The organism is Streptomyces malaysiensis subsp. malaysiensis (assembly GCF_040653035.1).
GTDB lineage: Bacteria > Actinomycetota > Actinomycetes > Streptomycetales > Streptomycetaceae > Streptomyces > Streptomyces malaysiensis.
Genome location: NZ_JBEZNG010000001.1, coordinates 609,891 through 635,365, shown reverse-complemented (window position 1 = coordinate 635,365; position 25,475 = coordinate 609,891). Strand labels below are relative to the sequence as shown.

20 protein-coding genes and 1 pseudogene are annotated in these 25,475 nt (G+C 72.4%); 13 read left to right on the top strand and 8 right to left on the bottom strand.

The window, feature by feature from the left end:
- Positions 1–58 precede the first annotated feature (58 nt).
- Positions 59–1,498: an ATP-binding protein gene (locus AB0E24_RS02790; protein WP_093700065.1), complete on the top strand. Its 1,440-nt coding sequence runs from the start codon at positions 59–61 to the stop codon at positions 1,496–1,498.
- An 84-nt stretch (positions 1,499–1,582) separates the two neighbouring features.
- On the opposite strand, the gene AB0E24_RS02785 is transcribed toward AB0E24_RS02790, so the two are convergent.
- Both AB0E24_RS02785 and AB0E24_RS02780 read right to left on the bottom strand, forming a co-directional pair.
- The gene (locus tag AB0E24_RS02785; protein ID WP_069864454.1) at positions 1,583–2,245 is read right to left on the bottom strand and encodes an HAD family hydrolase; all 663 of its coding nucleotides are present in this window, start codon (positions 2,243–2,245) and stop codon (positions 1,583–1,585) included.
- Entirely contained in the window at positions 2,242–3,336 is a 1,095-nt protein-coding gene (locus tag AB0E24_RS02780; RefSeq protein ID WP_359374525.1) for a zinc-dependent alcohol dehydrogenase, read from the bottom strand. Before AB0E24_RS02780 ends, AB0E24_RS02785 begins: the two co-directional genes overlap by 4 nt.
- 112 nt (positions 3,337–3,448) lie before the next feature.
- Here AB0E24_RS02780 and AB0E24_RS02775 point away from each other — a divergent pair, with 112 nt between their 5' ends.
- Positions 3,449–4,372 carry an SDR family oxidoreductase gene (locus AB0E24_RS02775; RefSeq protein ID WP_359374523.1) on the top strand — a complete coding sequence of 308 codons (924 nt, stop codon included), beginning with the start codon at positions 3,449–3,451 and terminating at the stop codon, positions 4,370–4,372.
- Positions 4,373–4,405: 33 nt separating this feature from the next.
- Here AB0E24_RS02775 and AB0E24_RS02770 read toward each other — a convergent pair whose 3' ends face one another.
- The 4 genes from AB0E24_RS02770 to AB0E24_RS02755 form a co-directional block, all read right to left on the bottom strand.
- Positions 4,406–5,776, bottom strand: a complete 1,371-nt coding sequence (locus tag AB0E24_RS02770; protein ID WP_359374521.1) for an aminoglycoside phosphotransferase family protein — start codon at positions 5,774–5,776, stop codon at positions 4,406–4,408.
- 35 nt (positions 5,777–5,811) lie between these two features.
- Positions 5,812–6,720, bottom strand: coding sequence for an inositol monophosphatase family protein (locus AB0E24_RS02765; RefSeq protein ID WP_069864439.1), 909 nt, complete (start codon positions 6,718–6,720; stop codon positions 5,812–5,814).
- A complete protein-coding gene (locus AB0E24_RS02760; protein ID WP_079153004.1) occupies positions 6,717–8,024 on the bottom strand; it encodes an aspartate aminotransferase family protein in 1,308 nt (435 codons plus the stop codon). The genes AB0E24_RS02765 and AB0E24_RS02760 overlap by 4 nt, the downstream gene beginning before the upstream one ends.
- Before the next feature lie 182 nt (positions 8,025–8,206).
- Positions 8,207–8,914, bottom strand: coding sequence for an HAD family hydrolase (locus tag AB0E24_RS02755; protein WP_347231532.1), 708 nt, complete (start codon positions 8,912–8,914; stop codon positions 8,207–8,209).
- 270 nt (positions 8,915–9,184) lie between these two features.
- Between AB0E24_RS02755 and AB0E24_RS02750 the strand changes: the two genes are divergently transcribed.
- The 5 genes from AB0E24_RS02750 to AB0E24_RS02730 all read left to right on the top strand — a co-directional run bounded on the left by AB0E24_RS02750 (position 9,185) and on the right by AB0E24_RS02730 (position 15,124).
- Positions 9,185–10,027, top strand: coding sequence for a PfkB family carbohydrate kinase (locus AB0E24_RS02750; RefSeq protein WP_069864435.1), 843 nt, complete (start codon positions 9,185–9,187; stop codon positions 10,025–10,027).
- 284 nt (positions 10,028–10,311) lie between these two features.
- Positions 10,312–11,049, top strand: a complete 738-nt coding sequence (locus AB0E24_RS02745) for an HAD hydrolase-like protein (RefSeq protein WP_093704403.1) — start codon at positions 10,312–10,314, stop codon at positions 11,047–11,049.
- Between the two features lie 92 nt (positions 11,050–11,141).
- On the top strand, positions 11,142–12,185 hold the full coding sequence (locus AB0E24_RS02740) for a glycosyltransferase family 2 protein (RefSeq protein WP_359374518.1): 1,044 nt from the start codon (positions 11,142–11,144) through the stop codon (positions 12,183–12,185).
- 392 nt (positions 12,186–12,577) lie between these two features.
- Positions 12,578–13,666 (top strand): ROK family protein, encoded by a 1,089-nt coding sequence (locus tag AB0E24_RS02735; protein WP_359374517.1) that lies wholly within the window; start codon positions 12,578–12,580, stop codon positions 13,664–13,666.
- Positions 13,667–13,780: 114 nt separating this feature from the next.
- Complete coding sequence (locus AB0E24_RS02730) at positions 13,781–15,124, top strand: MFS transporter (RefSeq protein WP_232637576.1); 1,344 nt, start codon at positions 13,781–13,783, stop codon at positions 15,122–15,124.
- 35 nt (positions 15,125–15,159) lie between these two features.
- Here the strand turns inward: AB0E24_RS02730 and AB0E24_RS02725 are convergent.
- Both AB0E24_RS02725 and AB0E24_RS02720 read right to left on the bottom strand, forming a co-directional pair.
- Positions 15,160–15,456: pseudogene (locus tag AB0E24_RS02725) on the bottom strand (Uma2 family endonuclease); the annotation flags it as partial.
- Between the two features lie 42 nt (positions 15,457–15,498).
- Positions 15,499–16,929 (bottom strand): M1 family metallopeptidase, encoded by a 1,431-nt coding sequence (locus AB0E24_RS02720; RefSeq protein WP_359374516.1) that lies wholly within the window; start codon positions 16,927–16,929, stop codon positions 15,499–15,501.
- Positions 16,930–17,244: 315 nt separating this feature from the next.
- On the opposite strand from AB0E24_RS02720, the gene AB0E24_RS02715 reads away from it, so the two are divergent.
- The 6 genes from AB0E24_RS02715 (at position 17,245) to AB0E24_RS02690 (ending at position 25,035) form a co-directional block, all read left to right on the top strand.
- Positions 17,245–18,273, top strand: a complete 1,029-nt coding sequence (locus AB0E24_RS02715; RefSeq protein WP_359374514.1) for an aminoglycoside phosphotransferase family protein — start codon at positions 17,245–17,247, stop codon at positions 18,271–18,273.
- 132 nt (positions 18,274–18,405) lie between these two features.
- The gene (locus AB0E24_RS02710; RefSeq protein WP_069864422.1) at positions 18,406–19,158 is read left to right on the top strand and encodes a GntR family transcriptional regulator; all 753 of its coding nucleotides are present in this window, start codon (positions 18,406–18,408) and stop codon (positions 19,156–19,158) included.
- Positions 19,159–19,334: 176 nt separating this feature from the next.
- Positions 19,335–21,056 carry a purine-cytosine permease family protein gene (locus tag AB0E24_RS02705; RefSeq protein ID WP_359374513.1) on the top strand — a complete coding sequence of 574 codons (1,722 nt, stop codon included), beginning with the start codon at positions 19,335–19,337 and terminating at the stop codon, positions 21,054–21,056.
- A gap of 167 nt (positions 21,057–21,223) precedes the next feature.
- Positions 21,224–21,409 (top strand): SPOR domain-containing protein, encoded by a 186-nt coding sequence (locus AB0E24_RS02700; protein WP_069864418.1) that lies wholly within the window; start codon positions 21,224–21,226, stop codon positions 21,407–21,409.
- Between the two features lie 245 nt (positions 21,410–21,654).
- Positions 21,655–22,089, top strand: coding sequence for a (deoxy)nucleoside triphosphate pyrophosphohydrolase (locus AB0E24_RS02695; protein ID WP_359374510.1), 435 nt, complete (start codon positions 21,655–21,657; stop codon positions 22,087–22,089).
- 246 nt (positions 22,090–22,335) lie between these two features.
- Positions 22,336–25,035: a SpoIIE family protein phosphatase gene (locus AB0E24_RS02690; RefSeq protein WP_099014871.1), complete on the top strand. Its 2,700-nt coding sequence runs from the start codon at positions 22,336–22,338 to the stop codon at positions 25,033–25,035.
- Positions 25,036–25,475 lie beyond the last annotated feature (440 nt).

Below are 25,475 nucleotides of genomic sequence, written 5' to 3'. Positions count from 1 at the left end.
TGAAGTAAGATTCAATCTACGTAAGAATCAATCTACGTTAGCTCACCCGAGGTGTGTCGTGGAGTTCCAAGGCCGGGCCGGAGATCTTGAGCTGCTGGCCGAGCAGTACCGGGCGGTGGCGGACGGCGCTGGAGGCACTCGGGGGCGGGCCGTGATCATGATGGGGCGGCGTCGCGTGGGGAAGTCGCGGCTGGTCCAGGAGTTCTGCGATCGCTCGGGAGCGCCGTATGTGGTGTTCCAGGCCACCCGCGGGCGTAACCCCGCGACGGAGCGCGCCGATTTCGCCGCGACCCTGGCGCAGTCGCCGCTGCCGGGGGCGGAGCTGGTCGCGGGTCTCCAGGCGCAGGACTGGAACCAGGCCCTGCGCTCGCTGGCGCTCGCGGTGCCCGATGACTCGCCCAGCATCGCGGTGATCGACGAGGTGCCCTGGCTGGTCGAGCAGGATCAGGAGTTCGAGGGCGCGCTCCAGACCGTTTGGGACCGTCATCTGTCTGCCAAGCCCGTGCTTCTGGTACTGGTCGGCAGCGATACCTCGGTGATGGAGGCATTGCAGTCGTACGGGCGCCCGTTCTTCGGCCGGGCGGCGAAAATGACCGTCCATCCGCTGAATCTGGCCGATGTGCAGGCCATGACCGAGCTCGATGCCGCGGGGGCCGTCGACGCTCAGTTGATCACCGGTGGATTCCCGGAGATCGTCCAGTCCTGGAGGCCGGGAATGGGGCGTACGGCCTTCCTGCGCGCTTCGGTCGCCAATCCGCTCTCTCCCCTGCTGGTGGCCGGTGAGCTGTCCCTGCTGGGCGAATTCCCCGAGGCTTCGCACTCACGGGCCGTGCTGGAGGCGGTCGGCAGCGGTGAGCGCACGTTCAGCGCGATCGCGGCCCAGGCGGGCGGCGCGAGCGCGCTGCCGTCCGGGACGCTCTCCCCACTGCTGGCCACGCTGCGGGCCAAGCGGGTCCTGGCCGTTGACCTCCCCCTGTCCGCCAAGCCGGACAGCAAGAACAAGCGCTATCGGATCGCCGACCCGTATCTGCGGTTCTGGCTGGCGTTCCTGGCACGCGCGATCCCGCTCATCGAACGAGGCCGGGGCGACTTGGCGCTGGAACGCATCGAGCGGTCGTGGACCGCATGGCGCGGACGGGCGGTCGAGCCGCTGATCCGAGAGTCCTTGCTGCGTCTGATGCCCAATGACGAATGGCCCGGGACGGAGGCCATCGGCGGTTGGTGGAACCGGCAGAACAACCCCGAGATCGACCTCGTCGGTGCGGACCGCGAGCCGGTGGCCCGGCAGGTGCACTTCGTCGGGTCGGTCAAGTGGCTGGAGACCCAGCCCTTCGGCCGTCATGACTACGACGCCCTGGTACGCGACATGCTCGCCGTGCCCGGTACCGCCCCGGACACCCCGCTGGTCGCGGTCTCCCGCTGCGGGGTGGCCGACGATCTGCCGCTGACCGCGCACTGGGGTCCGGAGGACCTCGTACGGGCGTGGCGGCACGGCTAGCCGCGGGGCCCGAGGGCACGGCCGGGATCCGGCGTACGGCCGGATCCGGCGTACGGGCCCGAGGCGGACGGCGAGTCGGGCCCTTCAAGGCCCGGCCTGCCGCCCCGCCGTCAGGCCCCGTGCCGTGAGGTGGGCGCGGCCCGTGGTGGTGTCGGTCCAGTGTTCGGCCTGGAGGCCGGCGAGGCGGGCGCTGTCCACGTTGTCCTGGCGGTCGTCCAGGAAGAGGCAGTCCCCGGGTTTGGCGTCCAGCCGCGTCGTCAGAATGTGCCAGATCTCCGGGTCCGGTTTGGCCATGCCGAGTTCGCCGGAGAAGAGCAGGTGGCGGAAGTGGGCGGCCCACGGCTGGGCGCGGAAGGCTTGGGCGTGGGAGCGGGGGGCGTTGGAGAGGAGGGCCAGGGGGACCCCGTGTGCGGCGAGGTCGGTGAGCAGGGCCACCGCGTCGGGACGGGTGCGTGACCAGGCGGAGAGGTCGATGGCGGTGAGGCGGGTGGCCAGGGGTTCGTCCACCCGTATGCCGAGTCGGTCGCCGACCGCCTGCCAGTAGACGAGGTCCGTGGCTCCCCGGTCGTAGGCGGATCGTTCGGCGGCCCATGCCTCGCAGAAGGGGGCCAGGGGCGCCCGTATCAGCTCGGCGAGGTCGGGGCGGACATCGCGGTGGAGGCTGAGGACCTCGCCGTAGTCGAACACCACCCATGGGTGTTCGGGCCCGGGCGCGTCGGTGGCGGCAGTGGCGGCGGGGGCGCTCACCGGGTGGCCAGGTCGGGGTCGGAGACCAGCAGGACCTTCATCGCCGCGTACGCCGCGGGCGCGGTGGCGGGCTCCAGCGGGGCGGCGAGTGCGGCGAAGGCGTCCCGGTAGGCGGCGAGCGGGAAGGTGTGGGTGACGATCCGGTCGATGGGGAGGTCGGCGGCCAGGTCGAGGGCGGCCTCGAAGAGGTGGGGCGGGTAGGGGCCCGCCCCGATGACGCGCACCCCGCGGGTGACGAGAGGGCGCAGCGGCACGGACGCGCGGGCGTGTTCGCGCTCTCCCATGACGACGACGGTGCCGCCGGACGCGACGATCTCCAGCGCCTGCTCCAGCAGGACCCCCGTGGTGTCCACCACCACGTCAGGGCCGTGCGGCAGCACACCGGCGGGCAGCGCGAGGCCGGGGCCGTGACCGGGGCCGTGACCAGGGCCGTGACCGGGGCTGCCGACCACCTCGACGCCGTCCGGGAGGATGTCGCGGGCCAGCGCGGCGCGGGTCGTGTCGCGCTCCAGCAGGACGGTACGGGCACCGCGGTGTGCGAAGACCAGGGCGCACAGGGTGCCGATCGGGCCGCCGCCGATCACCAGCACCCGGTCGTCGGGGCGCGGCGCCGCCGCCTCGACATTGGTGAGGACGCAGGCCAGGGGCTCCACGACGGCGGCACGGCGGAAGCTCATGGAGTCCGGGAGCGGGAGGGCGAAGCCCTTGGGGACGACGACCGCGCCGGCCATCGTGCCGTCCCGGTCCACCCCGATCTCCCGGCCGTCCTTGGCGGTGCAGTGGGCCGCCATCCCACGTCGGCAGGGGCGGCACCGGCCGCAGTGGTACGTGGGGTTGACCACGACACGGTCGCCCGGGCGCAGCCGGGTCACGGCGGATCCGACGGTCTCCACCACCCCCGCCGCCTCGTGCCCGAGCACCACCCCCTCCAGAGCGGGGAACTCGCCGAGCACGATGCCGCGGTCGGTGCCGCAGATCCCGGTGGCGGCCACCCGTACGACGACGTCGTCCGGGTGGTGGGCGCGAGGCGCCGAACGGGTCCGCAGAACGGGCTTCCCGGACTCCAGGACCAGGGCCTGAATCTCCCTCATCGGCGGGATGACTCCTATCGGTTCGGCTGTCGGTTGGGTGTCCTTCCCGGACCGCCTAGGGTGTGCCGACCGAGCCGCCCCGGCGGGCGGCCGCGATCGCGGGAGAGGACGAATGAGGATCTTGCTGTTGGGGGCGTCCGGCTACGTCGGCGGAGCCCTGTGGTCCGAGTGGTCGGCCCGGCACACCGTGGTCGGGACCTGCGCGTCCCGTCCCGTGCCCGGTCTGGTCCCCCTTGATCTGCGCGACCCGGAGGCGCTGCGGAGACTGCTGGACCAGGGGTTCGACCTGGTCGTGCACGCCGCCGGCCTCGTCGATCTCTCCGACGCCGAGCGGCAGCCCGAACTGGCGCGGCAGCTCAACGCCGCCTCCGTGGCGACGCTGCGGGACGCGGTCCGCGGCACCGGCACCCGCATCCTGCTGTTGTCCACGGACAACGTCTTCGACGGCACCGCGGACACCTACACCGAAGGCGACGAGCGGGCCCCGGTGAACGCCTACGGCCGCTCGAAACGCGCCGCGGAGGACGCCCTCATCGGCGCGGATGCCCTCGTCGGAGAGGACACCCTCGTCGGAGAGGACGCCTTCGCCGGTGCGGACACCCTCGCCGGTGCGGACGGCCGTCTCGCGGGTGGCCATCTCGTGGTGCGCATTCCCCTGGTGTACGGGCGCAGCCCCATCGCGGACCGGTTCATGGCCAGGTTCGACGGCCCGCGGACCCCGGCCCGTACCGACCTGGTGTGCGCCCCGGTGTACCTGCCCTGGCTGCCCGGTGCCCTGGAGGAGCTGTGGGACCGGTCCGGCCTGCTGCACCTGGGTGGTGCGCAGGTGGTGACCCGCTACGAGCTGATGACGCGGATCCGGGACGCGCTCGCGCTGCCGACCGAGGTGGTCCCGGTCAGCGGTGACGACCCGCTCCCCGCACCGCGCAGGCCCGCACGGCTGGTGCTGCGCAGCGTGCACCACGGGCTGCTCGGCCCCGGGCTGGACACCGCACTGGGCGACATGGTCCGCGGCGGGCCCGCGGGGCGCCCGTGAGGTGCGCCCCGCGGACCACGGGCCCATGGGCGGTTACGGCGGGGGCGGCCCGCCCGTGACCACCGCCAAGTGCCGGTCGGTGTCGAGGTCCGCGGCGCCCTCCGACCACTGCGCGGCGAGGTCGTTGAGGAGCAGCGTCCCCAGCAGGTAGTGGCCGAGGGCGAGTTCCTCGGGCGGCGAGTGGCGTCCGCCGACGTCGGGCTTGGGCTTGCGGTCCGACAGCCGGCAGGGCGCCTCCGCGAGTACGTGCAGGGCGTGGGTGAGCAGCAGCCGCTGTTTCCAGTGCGGGTCGCCCTCGAACAGGGCCGGGGCGCCGGTCGCGTCCAGCCGGTCGAGGTAGTGGTGGGCGGCCGACCGGTAGCCGGGGTACACCGGGCGGCGGAAGTCCGTGTGCCAGCCGCCGTCCGGCCCGTCGCGCCGGATCCGGATGCCGAGCCGGAGCATCGGGTCCCATACGGTGAGGCTGAAGAGGATCTTCGCGATGTCGTAGACCGGATCCCATGGGCCGGTGGAGCCGCGCGGGTCGATGATGCGTACGTCGGTGTTCGCGTCGCCCTCCGTGGCGAAGAGCAGATTGCGGATGTTGGTGTCGCCGTGGGCGGGGAACCCCAGCCGGGCCGGTGCCAGGGCGTCCAGACGGTCCCGCTCCGTCTCCAGCAGCCGGCGCAGCAGTGGCGCGGGAGCTTCCAGGCGACGCCCCTCGACGACGAGTTCGCGTTTGCCCGCGACCTCCGGCAGATGCTCCTCCAGCACCGGCAGCCGACGCAGGAACCGGCCGATGTGCACATCGTCGAGGTGGCCGGGCGGTGTGGGGTGGGCGGCGGAGCCGTAGCCGTCGGTGAGGAGGGCGCGTAGGGCGTCCGCGTTACGGGCGAAGAACAGCTCCTCGTCGCCGTCGCCCCGGCGCAGGCAGGCGCCCAGGTCCTCGGAGGGCAGATAGGGGGTGGTGGTGGCGGCCCAGCCGTCGCCCTCGATGGTGTCCAGGACGGTCAGATAGCGCGCGGCGAGTTTCGGGGCGTGGTCGGTGATGTGCCGGATCTGGTGGAGTTTGCCGAGGAAGGAGCCGAGGTCATGGCCGTCCACCGCGCCGGGATGGGCGGCCAGCACCTTCAGGACGACCTCGCCGCCGTGGGCCGCGCGGGCGCGGTGGACGCGGGCGGGAGAACCGCCTTCCCAGATCTCCTCGCCCACGGTCAGACCCAGGCGGTCGGCGGCCGCGGCGACGGCGGCCCGTTCCGTGGCGGACGCGCCGCCGTGTTCGGTCGTGTCGTCGTACTCGGCCGCGCTGCCGTGTCCGGTCGCGCCGCTGTGTCCGGTCGCGCCGCCGTCATCCGGGGCGGTGCCGTCACCCGGAGCGGTGCCGTCATCCGGGGCGGTGCGGGACGGGGGTTTTGCGGTGGCCATGGGGTGTCCTCCCTGCGGATCGGGCTCGGCCGCCCTCACCAGCGGATCTCCGAGATCAGGGCCTCGTGCAGCCGTGGGGTGCAGGCGGCGATGCAGGAGCGCTGGTTGCCCGGGTCGATCTCCAGCAGCAGCGTGTCGCCGAGCGGCGCGCCGTAGGCGTCGGTGATGACGACGCCCGCGCGTTCGGCGAGGAAGACCGAGGCGGCGATGTCGTACGGGAAGAGGTGCAGGATGCTGCCGTGGCCGACCCGGCGGAAGTCGGCCTCCGTCTCGGGGCGGTCGCGCAGCAGCCGGTTGCCGATGTCGACGTAGGCGTCCATCTGCCCGGTGATGATGCGGGAGATGGAGAACGAGGCGCTGTTGAAGACGTAGACCCCGCCGCGGTTGGCGGAGGCGTCCACGAGGTGGCCGTAGGCGTCGAGCATCAGCCGGGCCGGATGGCCGTTGAACTCCAGCGACCAGAACATCCGCTCCAGGTCGTCGGTCTTGCCGACGCTGGGGACGGGGTCGGGGTAGCCGCCGCTCTCGATGCCGTCGGAGTGGACGTCGGCGTACATCCAGTTGCCGGTCTTGATCTCCTTGAGCATGGCGTACTCGATGTCGGCTATGGACGGCGCGGGTCCGTAGCGGGCGGCGGCGATGGACACGCACGCCATCTCCAGGTCGGCCGCGGCGCCCCGGGTTCCGTCGATGGGGTCGATGACCAGGACGTACCGGGGGTCGTCGCCGATCACCCGGAGCCCCTCGCTCTCGGTGTAGACGGCCACGGACTCACCCGAGGCCACCAGGTACTCCCAGGCGACCCGCTCGGCGAGGACATCGACGGGGAACTCGGCGTCGCCGCCGGCCGTCGTGCCCTCCAGATAGCGGCCGGCCCGGGTCGTCCGGTCGTCACGGACCGCGCGCCAGATGCGGTCCGCGACGCCCTGCACCAGGGCCCTCACCGGGCGTCCCCGAAGAGCCGGTCCAGCCGGTCGCACATCACATCGGCCTCCTCCATCGTCATCACCAGCGGCGGACGGACCTTGAGGACGTTGCCGAAGCCGTACAGCGAGGTGCGCAGCAGCAGTCCGTGGTCCATGCCGAGGGAGGCCAGGTGGTTGGTGAAGGGGGCGTCGGGGTTGCCGTCGGCGTCATTGATCTCCATGCCGATCATGAGGCCGCGGCCGCGGATGTCCCCGATGAACCCGTAACGGCCGGCCATCTCGCCCAGGCGGTCCATGACATGGGCGCCGACCGCGCGGACGTTCTCCAGGAATCCCGGCCGTCGGATGATCTCCAGTGTCTTCACGGCGACGGAGGAGGCGAGGACATTGGCGCCGAACGTGGAGTTGATGTGGTGGCCCTCCAGCCCCGTCAGGCGCTCCTCGGTGAGAAGGCCCGCGATGGGCATGCCCGAGCCGCCGAGCCCCTTGCCGAAGGTGAGCATATGAGGGGAGACGCCGAAGGTGTCGGAGGCGAACATCTGGCCGGTGCGGCCGAAGCCGGTCTGGATCTCGTCGAAGATCAGCAGGATTCCGCGCTCGTCGCACAGCGCCCGCAGCGCCTCCAGATAGCCGTCCGGGGGAACGACGTTGCCGCCGTTGCCGGAGATCGGCTCGAGGATGACGGCGGCCACCCGGCCCGAACTGGCGAAGTCGATGAAGTCGTTGATCCGCTCGACGCAGAGCAGTCCGCAGGTCTCGCGCTCCTGCTTGTAGAAGCAGCGCACACAGTACGGATCCGGTACGTGCACCACGCCCGGGAGCTGGGCCGGGAACGGCGCGCGGCGGAAGGCGGCCCCCGATGCGTTGATCATGGCCATGGTCTGGCCGAGATGGCCGCGGAAGAGGGAGATGACGTCGGGGTTGCCCGTGTGATGCTGTGCGATCTTGATCGCGGCCTCATTGGCGTCCGAGCCGCTGGAGGACTTGAGATGGACGCGGGTCAGGCCCGCGGGCGCCACCTCGGAGAGCGCACCGACCAGCGAGTTGACCGCACGGGACTGGAATTTGCTGGTGACGTGGATGAGCTCGGCGGCCTGCTCGCGGATGGTCGCCACGACCTCCGGATGCGAGTAGCCGAGGGTGAGGTTGAACGTGCCGGAGGAGGCGTCGAGATACCCCTTGCCGTCCTCGCCGTACAGATAGACGCCCTCGCCGCGGACGGCCTTGAAGGGGTCCGGCGGGTAGTAGAAGTGGTTCACGACGTCGTCGGCCGTCTCGGCGTCCGACGGTATCGGTCCGGGTACCACCGAGGGTGCGGACATGGTGCTCCTTGACTCGAGGGTTCGGGTGCCGGGCGGGCGCGCCGCGGTGCCCGGCGGGCGCGGACCCGGCGCTGTTGCGGCTCCGGCCGTGCCCATACGGCTCCGTGCTGTGCGGCTCCGGCTTGTGCTGCGCGGCTCCGGGCTGTGCTGTGCTTGTGCGGCTCCGGGCCGTTCCGGCCGTGCTATACGGCTCCGGCCGTGAAGCGGCTGAGGATCTGGGGGAGTTCGGCTTCGGCGAACGATTCGATGCGCAGATCGGCGTGGCTGAGGTCGAGGGGGGCGGTCATGGTGTTGGGGACGGCGACACACCGCACACCCGCGGCGCGGGCGGCGCGGACCCCGCTCGGCGAGTCCTCGAAGGCGATCGCCTCGTCGGGGGCGAGGCTAAGCCGTTCCAGGGCCTCGCGGTAGAGGTGGGGGGAGGGCTTGGCGCGGCTGGTGTCGCCCTCCGGGCTGTGCAGGGCGTACCAGCCGTGCTCGATCCCGCACTGGCGTGCGTAGCGGGTGATCCAGGCGGTGGGGCTGTTGCTGACCACCGACCGGGCGAGTCCGGCCGCGTCCGCCTGGCCGAGCAGACGCGGCACACCGGGCCGGGCGCCGAGGCCACCGAGCGCGGCTTCCTTGCGGTGGGCGACGCGGGCGTCGAGCGCGGTGTGGTCGAGGGAGCGGCCGACGCGCTCCTCGAGCACGCTCCACAGGTCGAATCCGATGGTGCCCAGGACGCCGGCCCACTGCCGTCGGGTCAGTTCCTGTCCGTGCTCGCGGAAGATCTCGGAGTAGATCCGGAACACGTGCGGCTCCGGGTCCCACAGGGTGCCGTCGAGGTCGAACAGGACGGCGCGTACCGGTGGAGTCCGTCGCCGGGTCGAGGGGGGTAGCAGGGACAACATTGCTCAGAACCACTCCGGAGATCTTCAGAGGCGGACGCGAGGTGCGCCGCATTTCCTGCGTTCCGTTTTGGTTGCGCACGATGATCTGTCATTCCTCGTGCGCTGACAACCCCCGTATCACCGGCGCCGGTTGGGGACCCACGAGAATTCGATGGTGACCCCCGCCACCGTGTCCGCCGTGTGAAACTCTCCCCCCGACGTGGTTGTTGACTTTGAATGTGACTTCTCGTCAGCATGAATGTGACAGGTTGTCGGCGCAAGGGGAACGGCATGGGGCGAGCACGGGACGCCGGGTCGGCGATCCGGACGGCGGTCGTCGGGCATGTCGAGTGGACGAGCATCGCCCGTGTCGCTCGTGTGCCCGAGCGCGGCGAGGTGGTCCACGCCGATGTCGTCTGGGAGGGCCCGGCCGGCGGCGGTGCCGTGGCCGCCGTGCAGATGGCCGCGCTCGCCGGGCGCACCACGTTCTTCACGGCCCTCGGGGACGACGCCGCCGCCCGGCGGACCGAGGACATCCTCGGCCGCCTGGGCGTACGGGTCGTGGCCGCGACCCGTACGGAGGCCACCCGAGGGGCGGTCAGCCTGGTCGACGACACCGGTGAGCGGACCACGACGACGCTCGGACCCCGCCTCCAGCCGTCCCTGGACGACGCGCTGCCCTGGTCCGACCTGGCGCACTGCGATGTGGTGCACTTCGTCGCCGGGGCGCCGGAGGTGCTCAAACAGGCCCGGCAGGCACGCGTGCTGACCGCGACGCTGAGAGAGCTGGCCACCGTCGCCGCCTCGGGGATACGGGTGGACGCGCTCGCCGGGAGCGCCGCCGACCCGGCCGAGCGCTACGATCCGGCGCTGCTCGACACCGCGCCCGGCCTGGTCGTCCGCACCGAGGGGCGGCAGGGCGGCACATACCTGGAGGCCGGCGGCGCGGCGGGCCGCTACCGGGCGGCGCCCGCGCCCGGCCCGGAAGTGGACAGCTACGGCATGGGCGACACCTTCGCCGCCGCCCTCGCCCACGCCCTCGGCCGTACCGACCTCCCGGCCCAGGCCCTGGCCGCGGCGGCCGGACACGCCGCCCGGTGCGCCGCCACCCGCGGCCCCTACCACCTGCCCTGACCGCGGGCGGCGCGGACCCCGGGCGGTCGGCGGCCACCGAGGCGGACCGGGCCCGGAACACGGTGGGCCCCGCGAACCGAAAGCCGCCACGGAGCGAAGACGCCACGAAGCGAAAGCCGCCACGAACCGAAGGCCGCCACGAAGCGAAAGCCCCCCCGGCGCAGCGAAAACCGCGGCACAGTGAAAACCGCCACGAGGCGAAAGCCGCGACGTGACGAACGGCGCGACGAACGGCGCATCGGAAACCGCCGCGCAGCGAAAGCCCCCGCGAAGCGAAGGAACGCATGCTCACCCTGGTGCTATGGGACATCGACTACACCCTGCTGGTCAGCGGACCGGCCGGCCGCTCCGTCTACCCGCGGGCGTTCACCGCGCTGACGGGCGCCCAGCCGGAGTGCACGGTGCCCACCGAAGGCCGTACCGAGCCGGAGATCATGGCCGAACTGCTCGCCCGCCACGGGGTGACCGGCGTCTCCGCCGAGGACGCCGCCGCCGCGATGACCGACGCTCTGCGCGAGGCCGACGGGGAACTGCGCGCCAAGGGGCGGCGGTTACCCGGCGCACTGGTGACGCTGGCCGCCCTGCGCGACGATCCGCGCGCGGTGCAGTCCCTGCTCACCGGCAATCTGCGGCCCAACGCGCACCGCAAACTCGCCGCCTTCGGACTGGAGGAACTGGTCGACTTCGACGCGGGCGCCTACGGTTCCGACGACCCGGTACGGGCCCGTCTGGTGCCGCTGGCGCAACGCCGGGCCGGTGAGCGGTACGGCGTCCGCTTCGACCGTACGAACACGGTGCTGCTCGGCGACACCGTGCGGGACGTGGCCGCCGGTGTCGAGGGCGGCGCCCGGGTGGTCGCCGTCGCGACCGGCCAGTACACCGAGACGGATCTGCTCGCCGCGGGCGCCGATGCCGTCCTGCCCGACCTGTGTTCCATCGAACGGGTCCTGACCTGCGTCTTCGGCGTGGCCAGACCAGGGCGGGCGGTCCCGCGCCAGCCCCACCCGCGCAACGCACCGTGATGGTCCGGGAGAACCGTCCAGCGACGGACCACGGGAACCGTCCAGCGACGGACCACGGGAACCGTCCCGTGACGGGCGACGGGAACCGTCCTGTGACGGGTGACGGAAGCGGGGCGGTGGGCGGCGCGGGGCCCGCCGAGGGCGCTCGGGCGGGCGGCGTTCCGCCACCCGAATCCGCCACACGGCCCGCCGTACCCCCCGCCGCACAGCCCGCCGTACGGCCCGAGCCGGGGTCCTCGTCGTCACCGGCCGCCGTCCATGGCACGGAGGAGGACCTCGTGTCGGTGATCGTTCCCGCGCGTGACGCCGCCGCCACGCTCGGACGGCAGCTGGACGCGCTCGCCGCACAGGACCACACCGGGCCCTGGGAGGTGGTCGTGGTGGACGACGGGTCGTCCGACGCCACCGCCGAGGTGGCCGAGAGTCGCCGGTCCGCGCTGCCCGCCCTGCGCGTGATACGGGAAGCGGGCAGCGGCGGAGTCAACCGGGCGCGTAACGTCGGGTGCAGGCACAGCCGCGGGCGCCTGCTGCTGTTCTGCGACGCCGACGACCTCGTGACCCCGGGCTGGATGTCCGCCCTGGTCCGGGCGCTGGAGACGGCGCCCGCCGCGGGCGGCGCCCTGGAGCGCCGTTCCCTGAACAGTGCGGCAGCGCTCGCCGCCCGCCCCCCGGCCGCGGTGCCCGGCCTCGCCGACTCGTTCGGCTTCCTGCCGTACCCCTGGGGCGCCAACTGCGCCGTGCGCAGGGAGGTATGGGAGCGGCTGGACGGATTCGACCCCGCGTACACCTATGGCTCGGACGATGTGGAGTTCTTCTGGCGGGCGCAGTTGTCCGGCGCCGCACTCGTCTTCGCCTCCGCGGCCGTGGTGAACTACCAGTTGCGGGACCGCCCTTCGGACATGGCCCGCCAGTACTTCCGCTACGGGCGCTCGCACCCGATGCTCTACCGCCGCTTCGCCGCCGCCGGAATGCCCCGCTCGTCGACGGCCGGGGCGTGCCGCGAGTGGGGGCGTCTGCTGCTCCACGCGGGCGATCTGCTGCGCTCCGGCACGGCCCGCGCCCGTTGGCTGGTCCGGGCGGCGCTACGGACCGGCCGGATAGCGGGCAGTCTGCGCCACCGCGTCCGCTATCTGTGAACCACTCCGCGAACCGCGTCTGTGAGTCGTTGATTGTGACCTGCCTCTGTGAATCGACATCGGTGAGCCGCCGAGGTGAGTCACTGTCGGTGAGCCGTCTGGGTGAGCTGTCCGCCGCCGTCCGCGGCCGTCTGTCCGCGGCTGTCCGTCTGCGGTCATCTGCCCGTGGCAGTCCGGTTGCGGCTGTTCGTCCGCAGCCGAAAGCGTCCAAGCCGGAAGCCGGAAGCCGGAAGCCGGAAGCAGGAGGCGCCCCCGGACGCCTCCTGCCGGAAGCCCCGGCCGGACGTCCGGCGGCGGCCGCGCCGGGCAAGCCGTCCTCAGCCGCGACCAACCCTCCGGGTCCTCAGCCGCGACCAACCCCCCCCGGGTCATCCCACCCCCACGGAGCCGCCATGAACCCCACGCCCATCCCCACCCCGCCGCCTTCCCCGTATGAGTCCGCCGACCCCCGGCCGGTCCTCGCCGTCGACATCGGCGGTACGAAGACCGCGGTGGCCCTGGTCGGCCCGGACGCCGCCGTCTCCGAACGGGTCGTCGTACCCACCCCCGCGGCGGGCGCGCCCGAGGAGGCGTGGGCCGTGGTGACGGCGGCAGCGGCCGCTCCCCTCGCCCGCGCCGCGGCGCTCGGCGGGGTGCGCGGCATCGGCATCGGGTCCGCCGGTCCGGTCGATCCGGCCGCCGGGACCATCGCCCCGGTGATGATCCCCGTGTGGTGTGACGCGCCGGTCGTCGCCTGGGCGTCCGCATGGGCCCCCGGAGTGCCGGTGACCCTCGTCGGGGACGGCATCTGCGTCGCCGTCGGTGAGCACTGGGCCGGTGCCGGGCGGGGCGCCGACGCCATGCTGGGCTGCACGGTGTCGACGGGGGTCGGCGGCGGTCTGATCCTGGGCGGTCGACCTTGGCCAGGACCGTCCGCCAACGCCGGTCACATCGGGCATATCGTCACCGACCCGGACGGTCCGGCCTGCCCCTGTGGAAGCCGCGGCTGTCTGGAACTGACCGCCAGCGGCACCGCGCTGCTGACCCGCGCGCTCGCCGCCGGCTGGACCGGGCCGGAGGGGAACCGCGGCGGCGCCGGTGCGACCACCGCCGACCTGGCCGAGGCGGCGCGATCCGGCGACCCGGTGGCCCGCCGTGTCTTCGCGGAGGCGGGACGGGCCCTCGCGGCGGCCTTCACCTCGGTGTGCGCCGTCTGTGACCTCGACCTGATCGTGGTGGGCGGCGGGGTGGCGCAGGCGGGCCCGCTGCTCTTCGACGCGATCGACGCCGGTATGCGCGAGTTCGCCGGACTGCCATTCGTGCGGCGCGCGGTGGTCCGGCGCGCCGCGCTCGGCGCCGACTCGGGACTGGTCGGCGCGGCCGCACCACTGCACGCCCCCGAGCGCTACGGCGCCGAGCGAAACGCTCCCGAGCGCCACGCCCCCGAGCGTGACAGTGCCGAGCGCCCCGACGCCGCCGAGGACGACCGCACCGCGGTCTGACCCTTCACCAACCTCCCCACCCATCCCCGACCCATCCCCGATCCCCCACCCATCCCCGAGCCCATCCCCGAGCCCATCCCCGACCCCATCCCCGACTCATTTCGAGGAGAGCCCGTGACCGAGTCCGCACCGCCCGCCCACCCCCCGGCACCGGACGGCCGCCCCGACACGAGCCGCCCACGTGAAGGGGGACCGCCGCCGCCCTCCGCACTGCTGCGCCGGGCCCGCGCCGCGGTCTTCCTGCTCTTCTTCATCAACGCCATCGCTTACGCCAATATCGTGCCCAGGCTGCCCGAGATCCGGGACAGCATCGGGCTGTCGAACACCGCGCTCGGCACGGCCATCGCCGCCATGCCGGTCGGGGCCCTGGTCGCCGGGCTGTTCGCGGGTGCGATGGGGGCCCGTATCGGCAGCGGCCGCCTCGCCGCGCTCTGCGCGTTCGGCTTCGCGGCCGCCGTTCCCCTGGTGTCCTTCGCCTCGGTGTGGGCCATGCTCGCCTGCTGCCTGTTCCTGCTCGGCGTGCTCGACGCGATCATGGACGCCGCGATGAACACCCATGGCCTGCGCGTCCAGCGGGGCTACGGACGGTCCATCCTGAGCAGCTTCCACGGGCTGTGGAGCGTGGGCGCGGTCGTCGGCGGCCTGCTCTCCACCACACTGGCCGGTGCGGACGTACCGCTGCGCTGGCACCTCCTCGGCATCGGGGCGCTCCTCGCCGTGCTGGGCGTGGCGGTGTGGCCCCTGCTGCTCCCCGGCCGCGACGAGGACGAGGCACCGACATCGGCGGAGGCGCGGCAGACCGAGACGGCTCCGGCCACGCCCGAAGCCTCCCCGGCCACGCCCGAATCCTCCCCGGCCGCGACGGCGGCCCGCGCCGGACTGAAGGCGGCCCTGCTGCCGCTGCTGCTCCTCGGGCTGCTGCTGGCGATGTCGTCCGTGGTCGAGGACACCCCCGCGTCATGGGGATCGGCCCTGCTCCAGGACGACTACGGGGCCTCCGCATGGCTGGCCGGTTTCGCCTACGTCGCGTTCCAGACCGCCATGACCATCGCACGGTTCACCGGGGACCGGGTCGTGGACCGGTACGGCCGGGTGCCGGTCGCCCGGGTGGGAGGGCTGCTCATCGCGGTGCCCCTGTCCCTCGCCCTGCTCACCCACTCGACCCCGGCGGTGATCGCCGCGTTCGCCTGCGCGGGCCTGGGCGCCGCCACCCTCTTCCCCTCCGCCATGCACGCGGCCGCCACCATCCCCGGCATCCGCAGCTCCGACGGGGTCGCCGTGGTCTCCTGGCTCGCCAGGGTGGGCTTCCTCGCGGCACCGCCCCTGGTCGGGCTCATCGGCGACCGGATCAGCCTGCGGGTCGGCGTGGCGATGATCGTCGTCGCCGGTCTGCTCATCCTGGCCCTCGCGAAGGTCTTCGCCCCCGCCGACCGGAGCATGTCCGAGGAATCGCGGTGACGGGGGCCGGACTCTCGGGGTCCGGCCCCCGTCTCTCACCTGTTTGTATCGGGGGCGAGGTCGTTCAGATTGATGTCGATCTTGAAGGGAACCGTCCGCTGGAGGCTGTGGCGGAAGATTCCGGCCGGGGCGTAGGCCCCGGTCGGTTCGTCGAGCTCATAGACGTGGACGACGGGCATTCCACCCTCGTCCTCGATGCGCCAGTAGTGGGGAATCCCGGCCTCGGCGTACTTGCGGAGCTTGACCGTTCGGTCCCGGTGGGCCGATTCGGGGGAGACGACCTCGATGACGAGTCGGACTTCCTCCGGCGCGAACGTCTGCCGCCGGCTCCTCGGCCGGGCCTGCCCCCGGCTCCCCTGACGCGGGCCGGTCCGCTACGGCTTCTTCGGCTTGCCCTCGCCGTAGAGCCAGGTGTCGAAGAGGCGGGTCAGATCCTTGCCGGACTTCTTCTCGCACAGCTCGATGAACTGCTTCGTGTCCGCGTTGCCGTGCCGGTGGTCCTTGAGCCAGGTGCGGAGGATGGAGAAGAAGGTCTTGTCGCCGACGGCCCGGCGCACCTGGTGCACCACCATCGCGCCGCGGCCGTAGACGGGCGGGTCGGAGACGCTGGCGACGTTCGGGGGGTCGGCGGGCGGGAAGTCCCAGATGCCCTCGCTCTCGTCGTCGGTGCCGTCGTAGAAGTCGTCGAAGACCTGCTGGGCGGTGCGGCCGTGGTGGTCCTCCTCCCACAGCCATTCGGCGTAGGTCGCGAAGCCCTCGTTGAGCCACATGTCCTTCCAGACCCGGGGGGTGACCGAGTCGCCGAACCACTGGTGGGCGAGTTCGTGCACGACGAGCGTCTTGTCCGGGGCCGCGTCGAAGAACGGCTTGGTCTGGGTCTCCAGGGCGTAGCCGAGGCCGGGGAGGTGGCCCACGACCGCGCCGGTGGAGGAGAAGGGGTACGGCCCGAAGACGCGGCTCTCCCAGGCGATGACGTCGTCAACCTGGTCGGCGATGTCCTTGGCGCCGCGGGCCTCGGCGGGGTCGACGGCCACGTACGAGGGCAGGCCCTCGCCGGTGGTCGTGGTGCGGACGCCGAAGCGGCCGATGGCGACCGTGGCCAGATAGCTTGCCATGGGCTCGCCGGCGTGCCATCGGAAGGTGGTGCGGCGCCCCCGGGTCTTCTGGTCCTTCAGCTCTCCGTTGGAGACGGCGGTGTAGCCCTCGGGCACGGTGACGGCGATGTCGTAGGCGGCCTTGTCGGAGGGGTGGTGATTGCCGGGGAACCAGGTCATGGACCCGGTCGGCTCGCCGAGGGCCACGGCGCCGTCGTGGGTGCGGAGCCATCCCTCCTTCCCGCTGTCCTCGCCGGTGAAGGTCTTCGGCCTGCCGTCGTAGACGACGGTGGCCGTGAAATCGCGGCCCTCGGGGAGCGCCGAGGCGGGGGTGAGGACCAGCTCGCTGCCGCTGCGGGCGGCCTTGGCGGGGCGCCCGTTCACCGTGGCCTTCCGCACCCGCAGCCCGGCGAGGTCGAGATGGAACGAGCTCAGGGCGCGGGTGGCGCGGGCGGTGATCCGGGCGGTGCCGTTCAGATGGCGGGAGCCGGGCGTGTAGTCGAGGGCGAGACGGTAGCCCCGTACGTCGTAGCCGCCGTTGCCCAGCCGCGGGAAGAGCGCGTCACCGACCCCGGCGGACCCCGCACCGGCACCGGACACCCCGGCCGCGTCCTGCGCCCCGGCCCCACCGGTGCAGCCCGCGCACAGCGCGAGCAGCAGTACGCCGGGCAGAACGCGTGACAGGTGGCGCCCCGCCCGTGCCCCGCTCATCCCCGCTCCGGCTCGGGTGCCGGGGATTCGCCGGGGACGAGGGGCACCGCGCGCAGCCGTCCGATCCGCGTGTTATCGCGCTCCGCCCGCTCCGACCGCGGTGCGTCGTCCATCTCGGTTTCCTTGCGTCGAGGGTGGTTCTCACGAGCCTAGCGGCCGCCGGGCCCGCCCGGCGGACAGCAGGACCTGCCCGCGCCGCCCGCACGATCAGCGTTCCGACGCGCCCTGGCTCCGGTACGGCGACGACCCGCGCCCGGCTTTCTCGGGGCCCGCGTAAATCGGCAGCAGTTTTCGCGCGCATGGGAGCATGGGGCCATGTGGGCACAGCCGCCGTTAGGGGACAGACTGCGGGCCGAGCTGGGTTCGCCCCGTCGGGCTCGCAGGCTGGGCAGCAGTCCGCGGTCACGGGTCTGGCGGGCCGAGCTGTCCGGCATTCCGGTGGTGGTCAAGCAGCTCATCGAGGGGCCGGAGGCCGCCGAGCGATACGCCCGCGAGGTGGCCGCGCTGCGGCTCGCGTCCCGGGTCGATCCGCCCGTCGTACCGGGGCTTCTCGGGGCCGACCCCGTCGAGCGGGTGCTGGTCCTGGAGTACCTGGACGAGCAGCCGCCGGCCGACGACTGGGTGGTCGGCTACGCCGAGGCGCTGGCCCGGCTCCACGCGGCCACCAGCGCTGACGACGTGGGGCTTCTCCCGGCCTGGTCCGGCCCCACCCGCGATGACATCGGCTCCTTCCTCGCGCTCGCGCGGACGCTCGGCTGCACGGTGCCGTCCGCGGTGTGGACCGAGCTGGACGACCTCGTGAACCGCCTGACCCACGCGTCCGGGCATGCCCTGCTGCACGGCGATCCCTGCCCGGGGAATGACATGCACACCAGCAGCGGAACCAGGTTCATCGACTTCGAACAGGCCGCGCTCGGCCATGGGCTCGTGGAGCTCGCCTACCTTCGCATCGGCTTCCCGACCTGCTGGTGCGTCACGGCCCCGGCCCAGCCGCTGCTGGACGCGGCGGAGGCCGCCTACCGCATCGCGTGGCGCCATGCGACGGGCGCCGACGTCCGGGACGATCTCACCGACGCCTGCGCGGGCTGGCTGCTTCGCGGCGATGCGCTGGTCGAGCGGGCGTACCGGGGGACCGCCGACCATCTGTCCAAGGTCCCCGACGGGGACTGGCGGTGGGGCACCGCCACCGCCCGGCAGCGGCTCGTCCACCGTCTCGGGATCGTCGGCCGGATGACCGCCGGCGGCGGCGAGCTCGGGAATCTGGGACAGCTCGCGATGGCCATGCGCGGCGCCGTACTCTCCCGTTGGCCCGCGCTTGAGCCACTCCCCTCGCGGCGGCCCTGACGGCCCCGCCACCCGGCGGGTTAAACGTCCCTGAGCTGCCGTTCACCACTTCTAGTGAAGCTCTGGCCTTGAGTTGCAATTGACAACACTGGGTTGCCAAGCTGTTGCTGACTGTCAACCCAGGGAGTGCACGTGGCCTTTGGTGACCAGCCCGCATACCTCCGGGTCGCCGACGATCTGCGGAAGAAGATCGCCGCGGGTGAGCTGCCGCCGCATGCGCGTCTTCCGTCCCAGGCCAGGATCCGGGAGGAGTACGGGGTTTCGGACACCGTCGCGCTGGAGGCGCGCAAGGTGCTGATGGCCGAGGGACTGGTCGAGGGGCGGTCCGGGTCCGGTACGTATGTGCGGGCGCAGCCGGTGCCGCGGCGGGTGGTGCGCGGGGGCTTCCATACCGCCGGTGAGACCACGCCGTTCCGGCAGGAGCAGGCCGACGACCGGATCACCGGCACCTGGGACGCCGACAGCGAGCAGGAGCGGGCCGGGCGGGAGATCGCCGGGCGGCTGGGGATCGAGGTGGGGGAGCGGGTGATGCGCACCCGCTATGTGTTCCGGTCGCTGGGGGAGGTGGTGATGCTCTCCACCTCATGGGAGCCGCTCGCGCTGACCGGCCGTACGCCCGTGATACTGCCCGAGGAGGGGCCGTTGGCCGGGCGCGGGGTCGTCGACCGGATGGCCGCCCTCGACCTGGTGGTGGACAACGTGGCGGAGGAGGTCGGCGCGCGCCCCGGCCGGGCCGAGGAGGTGCTGGCGCTGGGCGGGGTGCCGGGCCACTGGGTGATGGTCACCTCGCGTACGTATTTCGCGGGCGGCCGCCCGGTGGAGACCGCCGATGTGGTGGTGCTGGCCGAGCGCTATCGGATCGCCTATCGGCTGCCGGTGAAGTGAGCCCCCGCCGGGACTCTCCGATAGTCGGGCGGCCCGTTCCGGGGCGTCTTACCGCGACTTAACCGCCGCCCCGCCGCCGTAACCGTCCGGCAATGCCGCCTCGCGGCCGTCCGTCACCCGCGGCTCCTACCGTCCTCGGGCGTGAGGGAAAGGCCCGAGTGACAGGGGACGCCGGTATGACGGATTCGGTCGACGCGGTCGCGCCCGAGGCGGGGCCGTCCGCGGCGGGAGCGGCGACCCCCAGGGCCTCGCGGCGCAGTTACGCCCGGCTGGCGGCCGACGAGAGCCGCGAGGACTACTCGCTGCGCTACGCGCCCCACTCCTACCGCCGCTGGTCGCCGCCCATGGTCGCCTCGACGGCGCTCGGCGGGATCGCCTATCTCGCGGACTTCGCCATCGGCGCGTCCATCGTCTTCAGCTACGGCTTCACCAGCGGTGTCGCCTCGATCCTCACCGCGGCGACGATCATCTTCCTGACCGGGATCCCCATCGCCCGCGCCTGTGCGACCTACGGCCTGGACATGGACCTGGTCACCCGCGGCGCCGGATTCGGCTACTTCGGCTCCACGCTGACCTCTCTGATCTACGCCAGCTTCACCTTCATCTTCTTCGCGCTGGAGGGCTCGATCATGGCGCAGGCCATGCACCAGGCCGTCCATATCCCGCTGCCGGTCGGCTATCTGCTGACCACCCTCATCGTGATCCCGATCGTCTTCCGCGGTATGGGCGCGCTCGCCAAGGTGCAGGCGTGGACCCAGCCGTTCTGGCTGATCGGGCTCGTCCTGCCGTTCGTGGTGCTGGCCTTCGAAGCGCCGGACTCCTGGGGCGCGTTCACCTCCTTCGGCGGGACCGAGGGCGCGGGCTCCGGCTTCGACTGGATCGGATACGGCCTGGGCACGGGTGTCGCGCTCTCGCTGATCGCGCAGATCGGGGAGCAGGCCGACTATCTGCGGTTCATGCCCGCGAAGACGGCGGAGAACCGGCGGCGCTGGAATCTGGCGGTCCTGGCCGCCGGCCCCGGCTGGGTGGTCATCGGGGCGGCCAAGCAGATCGGCGGCGCCTTCCTCGCCTTCGTGGCGCTCGACGCGGTCGGCGGGACCCATGCGCTCGAGCCCATCGCCCCGCAGATCGAGGCGCTGAAGCCCTGGCTGGGCTCGGTCGCGCTGCCCGCCGCCGCGGTCTTCGTGGTGATCTCCCAGATCAAGATCAATGTGACCAACGCCTACAGCGGTTCGCTGTCCTGGTCCAACTTCTTCTCCCGCGTCACCCACCGCCACCCCGGCCGGGTCTGGTACATCTTCCTCAACCTCGCCATCGCGCTGGCGCTGATGGAGATGAATATGTTCGCGGCGCTCAACAAGCTGCTGGGCTTCTACTCCAACGTCGGCATCGCCTGGATAGCCGCCGTCGCCGCCGATCTGGTCATCAACAAGCCGCTCGGGCTGAGCCCGAAGTACATCGAGTTCAAGCGGGCGTATCTGCACCCGGTGAACCCCGCCGGATTCGGTGCGATGGTGATCGCCTCGGCAGTCTCGATCGTCGCCTTCTTCGGGGTCTTCGGGGAGGTGGCGGAGGCGTTCTCGACCTTCATCGCCTGCGGTCTGGCCCTGGTGCTCTGCCCGTTGCTGGCCTGGCTCACCAAGGGCCGCTACTACCTGGCGCGGGAGAACACGGTGAACGGGCCCGGTGCCGAGGTCCCGGACCTCACCGCCACCCATCTGTGTGCCTCGTGCGAGACGGCGTACGAACTGCCGGACATCGCCGACTGCCCGGTGCGGGCGGGAGCCGTCTGTTCGCTGTGCTGCTCGCTGGACGCCGAATGCGGGGACGTCTGCCGCAAGGCGCCCACGGGCCAGCCGGTGCTGATGCCGCTGCCGACGGTGACCGCGACCCGGTGAAGGCCGGGGCGGACGTTTGGGACATGGCCGGATGAGTGCCTCGTTGTAAGAACACGTATCCGCTGCGTGAAGGTAGGGCGTAGGCTCGGGCATATGCGGATCGGGATTTCCTTAACGGTGTCGCGGGATCGTGCGCCCGGGCGCGCCACAGCGGAGGGGTCGGGGAGATGAGTGACGGGAACGCTGTGCTGCCCTGGCTCGTGATCCGCCAGGACGCCAACGGCAACCGCTACCGCGTCGGGCGCTACGCCACCAGGACGGAGGCCCAGGAGGTGGCCGACCGGCTCGAGGGCGAGGGCCAGGAGCAGCTGTACGTGGTCGAGCGGACCGCCGCATCCCGTCAGTCCGGCTAAGCGCTCCGCTGGAAGTGTCGCGAGGTGCGGTCGTTCATCCGCGGCTGCGTCGTGGCCGGTCGCGCCCACGCGGCGGAGCCGCATATCGACACGGTCCCGCGCCCCTTCGGGGCGCACCCGAACCGCACCGGACTTCAGCGAGGCCGCTTGGCCCGCGGCACGACATATGACATCCAGGGTCCCGGGGCGCCCGCCCCGGGGCCCTGGTGTGCTCCGGCGCAGGCCAGGGGGCTAGGGTGCGGCCCATGAGCGTGTGCGTGGTGGTGGGCGGAGCGGTGTTCGACCGGGGGCGGCTGCTGGCCGCGCGGCGCAGCGCCCCACCCGAGCTCGCCGGCCGCTGGGAGCTTCCCGGCGGCAAGGCCGAGCCCGGGGAGACCCCGCGGGAGACGCTCGTCCGTGAACTGCGCGAGGAGCTCGGGGTCGAGGTCGAGCCGCTCGAACCGCTGCCGGGGGAGTGGGCGCTGAAGCCCGGCTATGTGCTGAGGGTGTGGACCGCGGCCCTGCGCTCCGGTGAACCGCGCCCGCTGGAGGACCACGACGAGCTGCGCTGGCTCTCCCCGGACCGGGTGGACGAGGTGGACTGGCTGGACGAGGACCGCCCCGCGGTGGCGGAGGCGATGCGCAGGCTGCGCGCGGCCACGACCGGGGACGCAGGGGAGACCCGTCCGCGCACTCCTTGAGAATCGTCCCGGATAGGGGCTTTTCGGCGCCCGACACGGGAAAATCCATGGGGTTCGAGCCGCCTCCGCCCGGTTAGGAGTGAGGGGGAGCGCCGATCATGAGCGCTTCACCAAAAGCCGGGACGGACACTGATGGCGGGCTGAGATAGTGCTGTGATCGTGAAGACCGTACTCGGGATGGCCGAAGTGCTGGATACTCGGCTATCTGAGGCCGGTCGGAGCACCTGAGCCGGAGGGGACGGGCGCATGAGCGAGAAGCCAGCGAGGGCTGAGATGCCCGAGGAGACGGTTGGTTCGCAGGTGTCGCCGAAGTCACAGGGATCCCCGGTGCCCGACATGTCGCCCATGTCCTCGATGTCGGCGGTGTGGCAGAGCAGCCCGCCCGGCTCGATCTATGACTACATCCGTGTGGCCTCCTTCGCGCTGGGGTCCGACGGCCGGATCTCGCAGTGGAGTGAACGCGCCTCGGAGCTGCTGGGCCTGACGGCGGACCAGGCGATCGGCAGGGACCCGGTGGAGGCGTTCGTTCCGCCCGAGTTCCAGGAGACCGGTCAGCGCGCGGTGGCCAACATCCTGGATGGCCGGGAGTGGACCGGGCTGGTTCCCTACCGTAACGCCCAGGCGCCGAGCGGACATGGCATCGCCGAGCTTTATGTGATGCCGGGCCAGGATGAGCACGGGAAGCGGGCCGCGCTCTGTATCGCGGTCGACGTCAGCGCGTTGCGCGGGCTGGAAACCGATCTTGCTTCTTCACAGGCCGTTTTCGGTCAATCTCCGCTCGGCTTCTTCCTCTTCGGGACCGACCTGCGGATCCTCCGCGTCAATGAGCGTTTCGCCAAGGTTTTCGGCCGCCCCGTCGAGGAGTACCGCGGTACGACCCCGCACGATCTGCTGCCGCGCGGCGAGGCCGACCGGCTGGCCGCCGCCCTGCGCCAGGTCCTGGACTCCGGGCAGACGCTGACCGATATGCCGATCGTGGGCCTGACGCCGGGCAGCCCCGACCGCCGCCGCTGGTCGGTGTCGCTCTACCGGCTGCACAGCGGCTCCGGCCGCCCCATCGGCGTCGCCGGGCTCGCCACGGATGTCACCGGCCGCCGCCGCGCCGAGCAGGAGGCCGCGGGCGTACGGCGCAATCTGGCCCTGCTGAACGAGGCCGGGGCCCGGATAGGCACCTCGCTGGACCTGGAGACCACCGCCCGCGAGCTGCTGGACGTGGCCGTGCCGCAGTTCTGCGACCTGGCCTCCGTCGACCTCTACCAGGGGCTGCTCTCCGGCGACGAGACCCCGCCCGGACTCGCCGACGGCAGCGCCGAGTTGCGCCGCGTCGCCTTCGCCAGCGCGGTCTCCGACGGCCCGGTCCCCTTCGGCGACATCTGCCGCGTCAACACCGTCGAGGACCCCAAACCCATCCAGGTCGGCGAAGTACACCGCTACCCCTTCAACTCCCTGTGCGCCCACGCCCTGCGCACCGCCCAGGTGCGGGTCGTCCCCGGCCGGGACGGCAGCGAGAGCCTGGAGCTCGGCGCCATGTTGCAGTCCACGCTGGTGGTGCCGATGGTCGCCCGCGACACCGTGGTCGGCCTCGCCCAGTTCTCCCGTACCAAGGGCAGCGAGCCCTTCGGTGAGCGGGACCGCGCGCTCGCCGTCGAGCTGGCCGCCCGCGCGGCCGTCAGTATCGACAACGCCCGGCTGTATCGCAGAGAACATGAACGCGCGTTGATACTCCAGCGCAGTCTGCTCCCGCCCGGCGACCCTGAGGCCGCCGGGCTCGATATCGCGTGCCGCTATCTGCCGGGGAACGCGGCGACCGAGGTGGGCGGCGACTGGTTCGATGTGATCGAGCTGCCCGGGCACCGCACCGCGCTGGTGGTCGGCGACGTCATGGGGCGGGGGCTGCGCGCCGCCGTGGCCATGGGCGAACTCCGCACCGCCGTACGCACCCTCGCCCTGCTCGACCTGGAGCCCGCCGAGGTGCTCTCCGCGCTCGACGAGATCGCCAGCGGCCTCGGCACTCCGGGCGGCTCGCACACCGGCTCGCGGCCGGGCTCACGCGCCCTCGCACGTGGCAGAGCCGCCGCCGACTCCTCCGATCTGACCGAGGTCTACCTCGCCACCTGTGTCTACGCCGTCTACGACCCGGTCACCCGGCGCTGCACATTCGCCAACGCCGGACATCCGCCCCCTGTCCTCGTGGAACCGGGTGAGAACGCCCTGCTGATGGAGGTCCCGCCCGGGATGCCGCTCGGCGTCGGCGGCGAACCGTTCGAGGAGATCGAGGTCGAGCTCCCCGACGGCGCGCTGCTGGCCCTCTATACGGACGGCCTGGTCGAGTCCCGCGACCACACCCTCGACGAGGGGCTCCAGGCGCTGCGCGACGCCCTCAACACCTCCGACGGCGCCGACGGCGGAAACGCCGCGGCCGGCTCCCTCGAAGACGTCTGCGATCACGTGCTGAGCACCCTCGACACCCACCACGGCGAGGACGACATCGCCCTGCTGATGGCCCGGGTGCAGGGCCTGTCGGCCGGGTCGGTCGGCGACTGGCATCTGCCCAGCGCCCCGCAGTCGGTGGGCCGGGCCCGCGAACTGGCCCGGGAGCAGCTGGAGTCCTGGGGCCTGGACGATCTGGTGGACACCACCGAACTGCTGGTCAGCGAGCTGGTGACGAACGCCCTGCGGTACGGCGAGGGCGAGATCAGGCTGCGGCTGCTGCTGGACCGCACGCTGGTGTGCGAGGTCTGGGACGGCGGTTTGGTCCAGCCCCGGCGGCGGCGCGCCCGGGACACCGATGAGGGCGGGCGCGGGCTTCAGCTGGTCGGGCTGCTCAGCGCGGGCTGGGGGAGCCGCCGGACCCCGCTCGGCAAGACCGTCTGGTTCGAGCTGGCCCTCCCGGACGGCCGGTCCTCGGGTCCGGATTCGGTGGAGGCGCTGCTCAGCCTGTGGTGACGTGGTGACGGCCCGCTGCGGCAGCGATCTGTTACGGCCACGGCCCGTTACGGCAGTGGGCCCGCGAGACCAAGCGGAGGGCGAGCACCGACCCCGGCGGGTCGGCGGGTCTTTCCCCTACCCGCCCCTTCCCGAACCCGGGGCTCCGCCCCAGCCCCCGTATCCGGGGCTCCGCCCCAGCCCCCGATCCGGGGCTCCGCCCCAGCCCCCGATCCGGGGCTCCGCCCCAGCCCCCGATCCGGGGCTCCGTCCCAGCCCCCGGAGTCCGGGGCTTCGCCCCGGACTCCGGGCCGAGGCTTCGCCTTTCCCTCGGCATCGATGTGCGGCTCCGCCGTGTGGTGGGGCTTCGCCCCGGACTCCGGGCCGGGGCTTTGCCCCTCCCCGCGGCATTGATGTGCGGCTCCGCCGCCTGGTTGGGGGCCGGCCCGGACGCCGGGGTC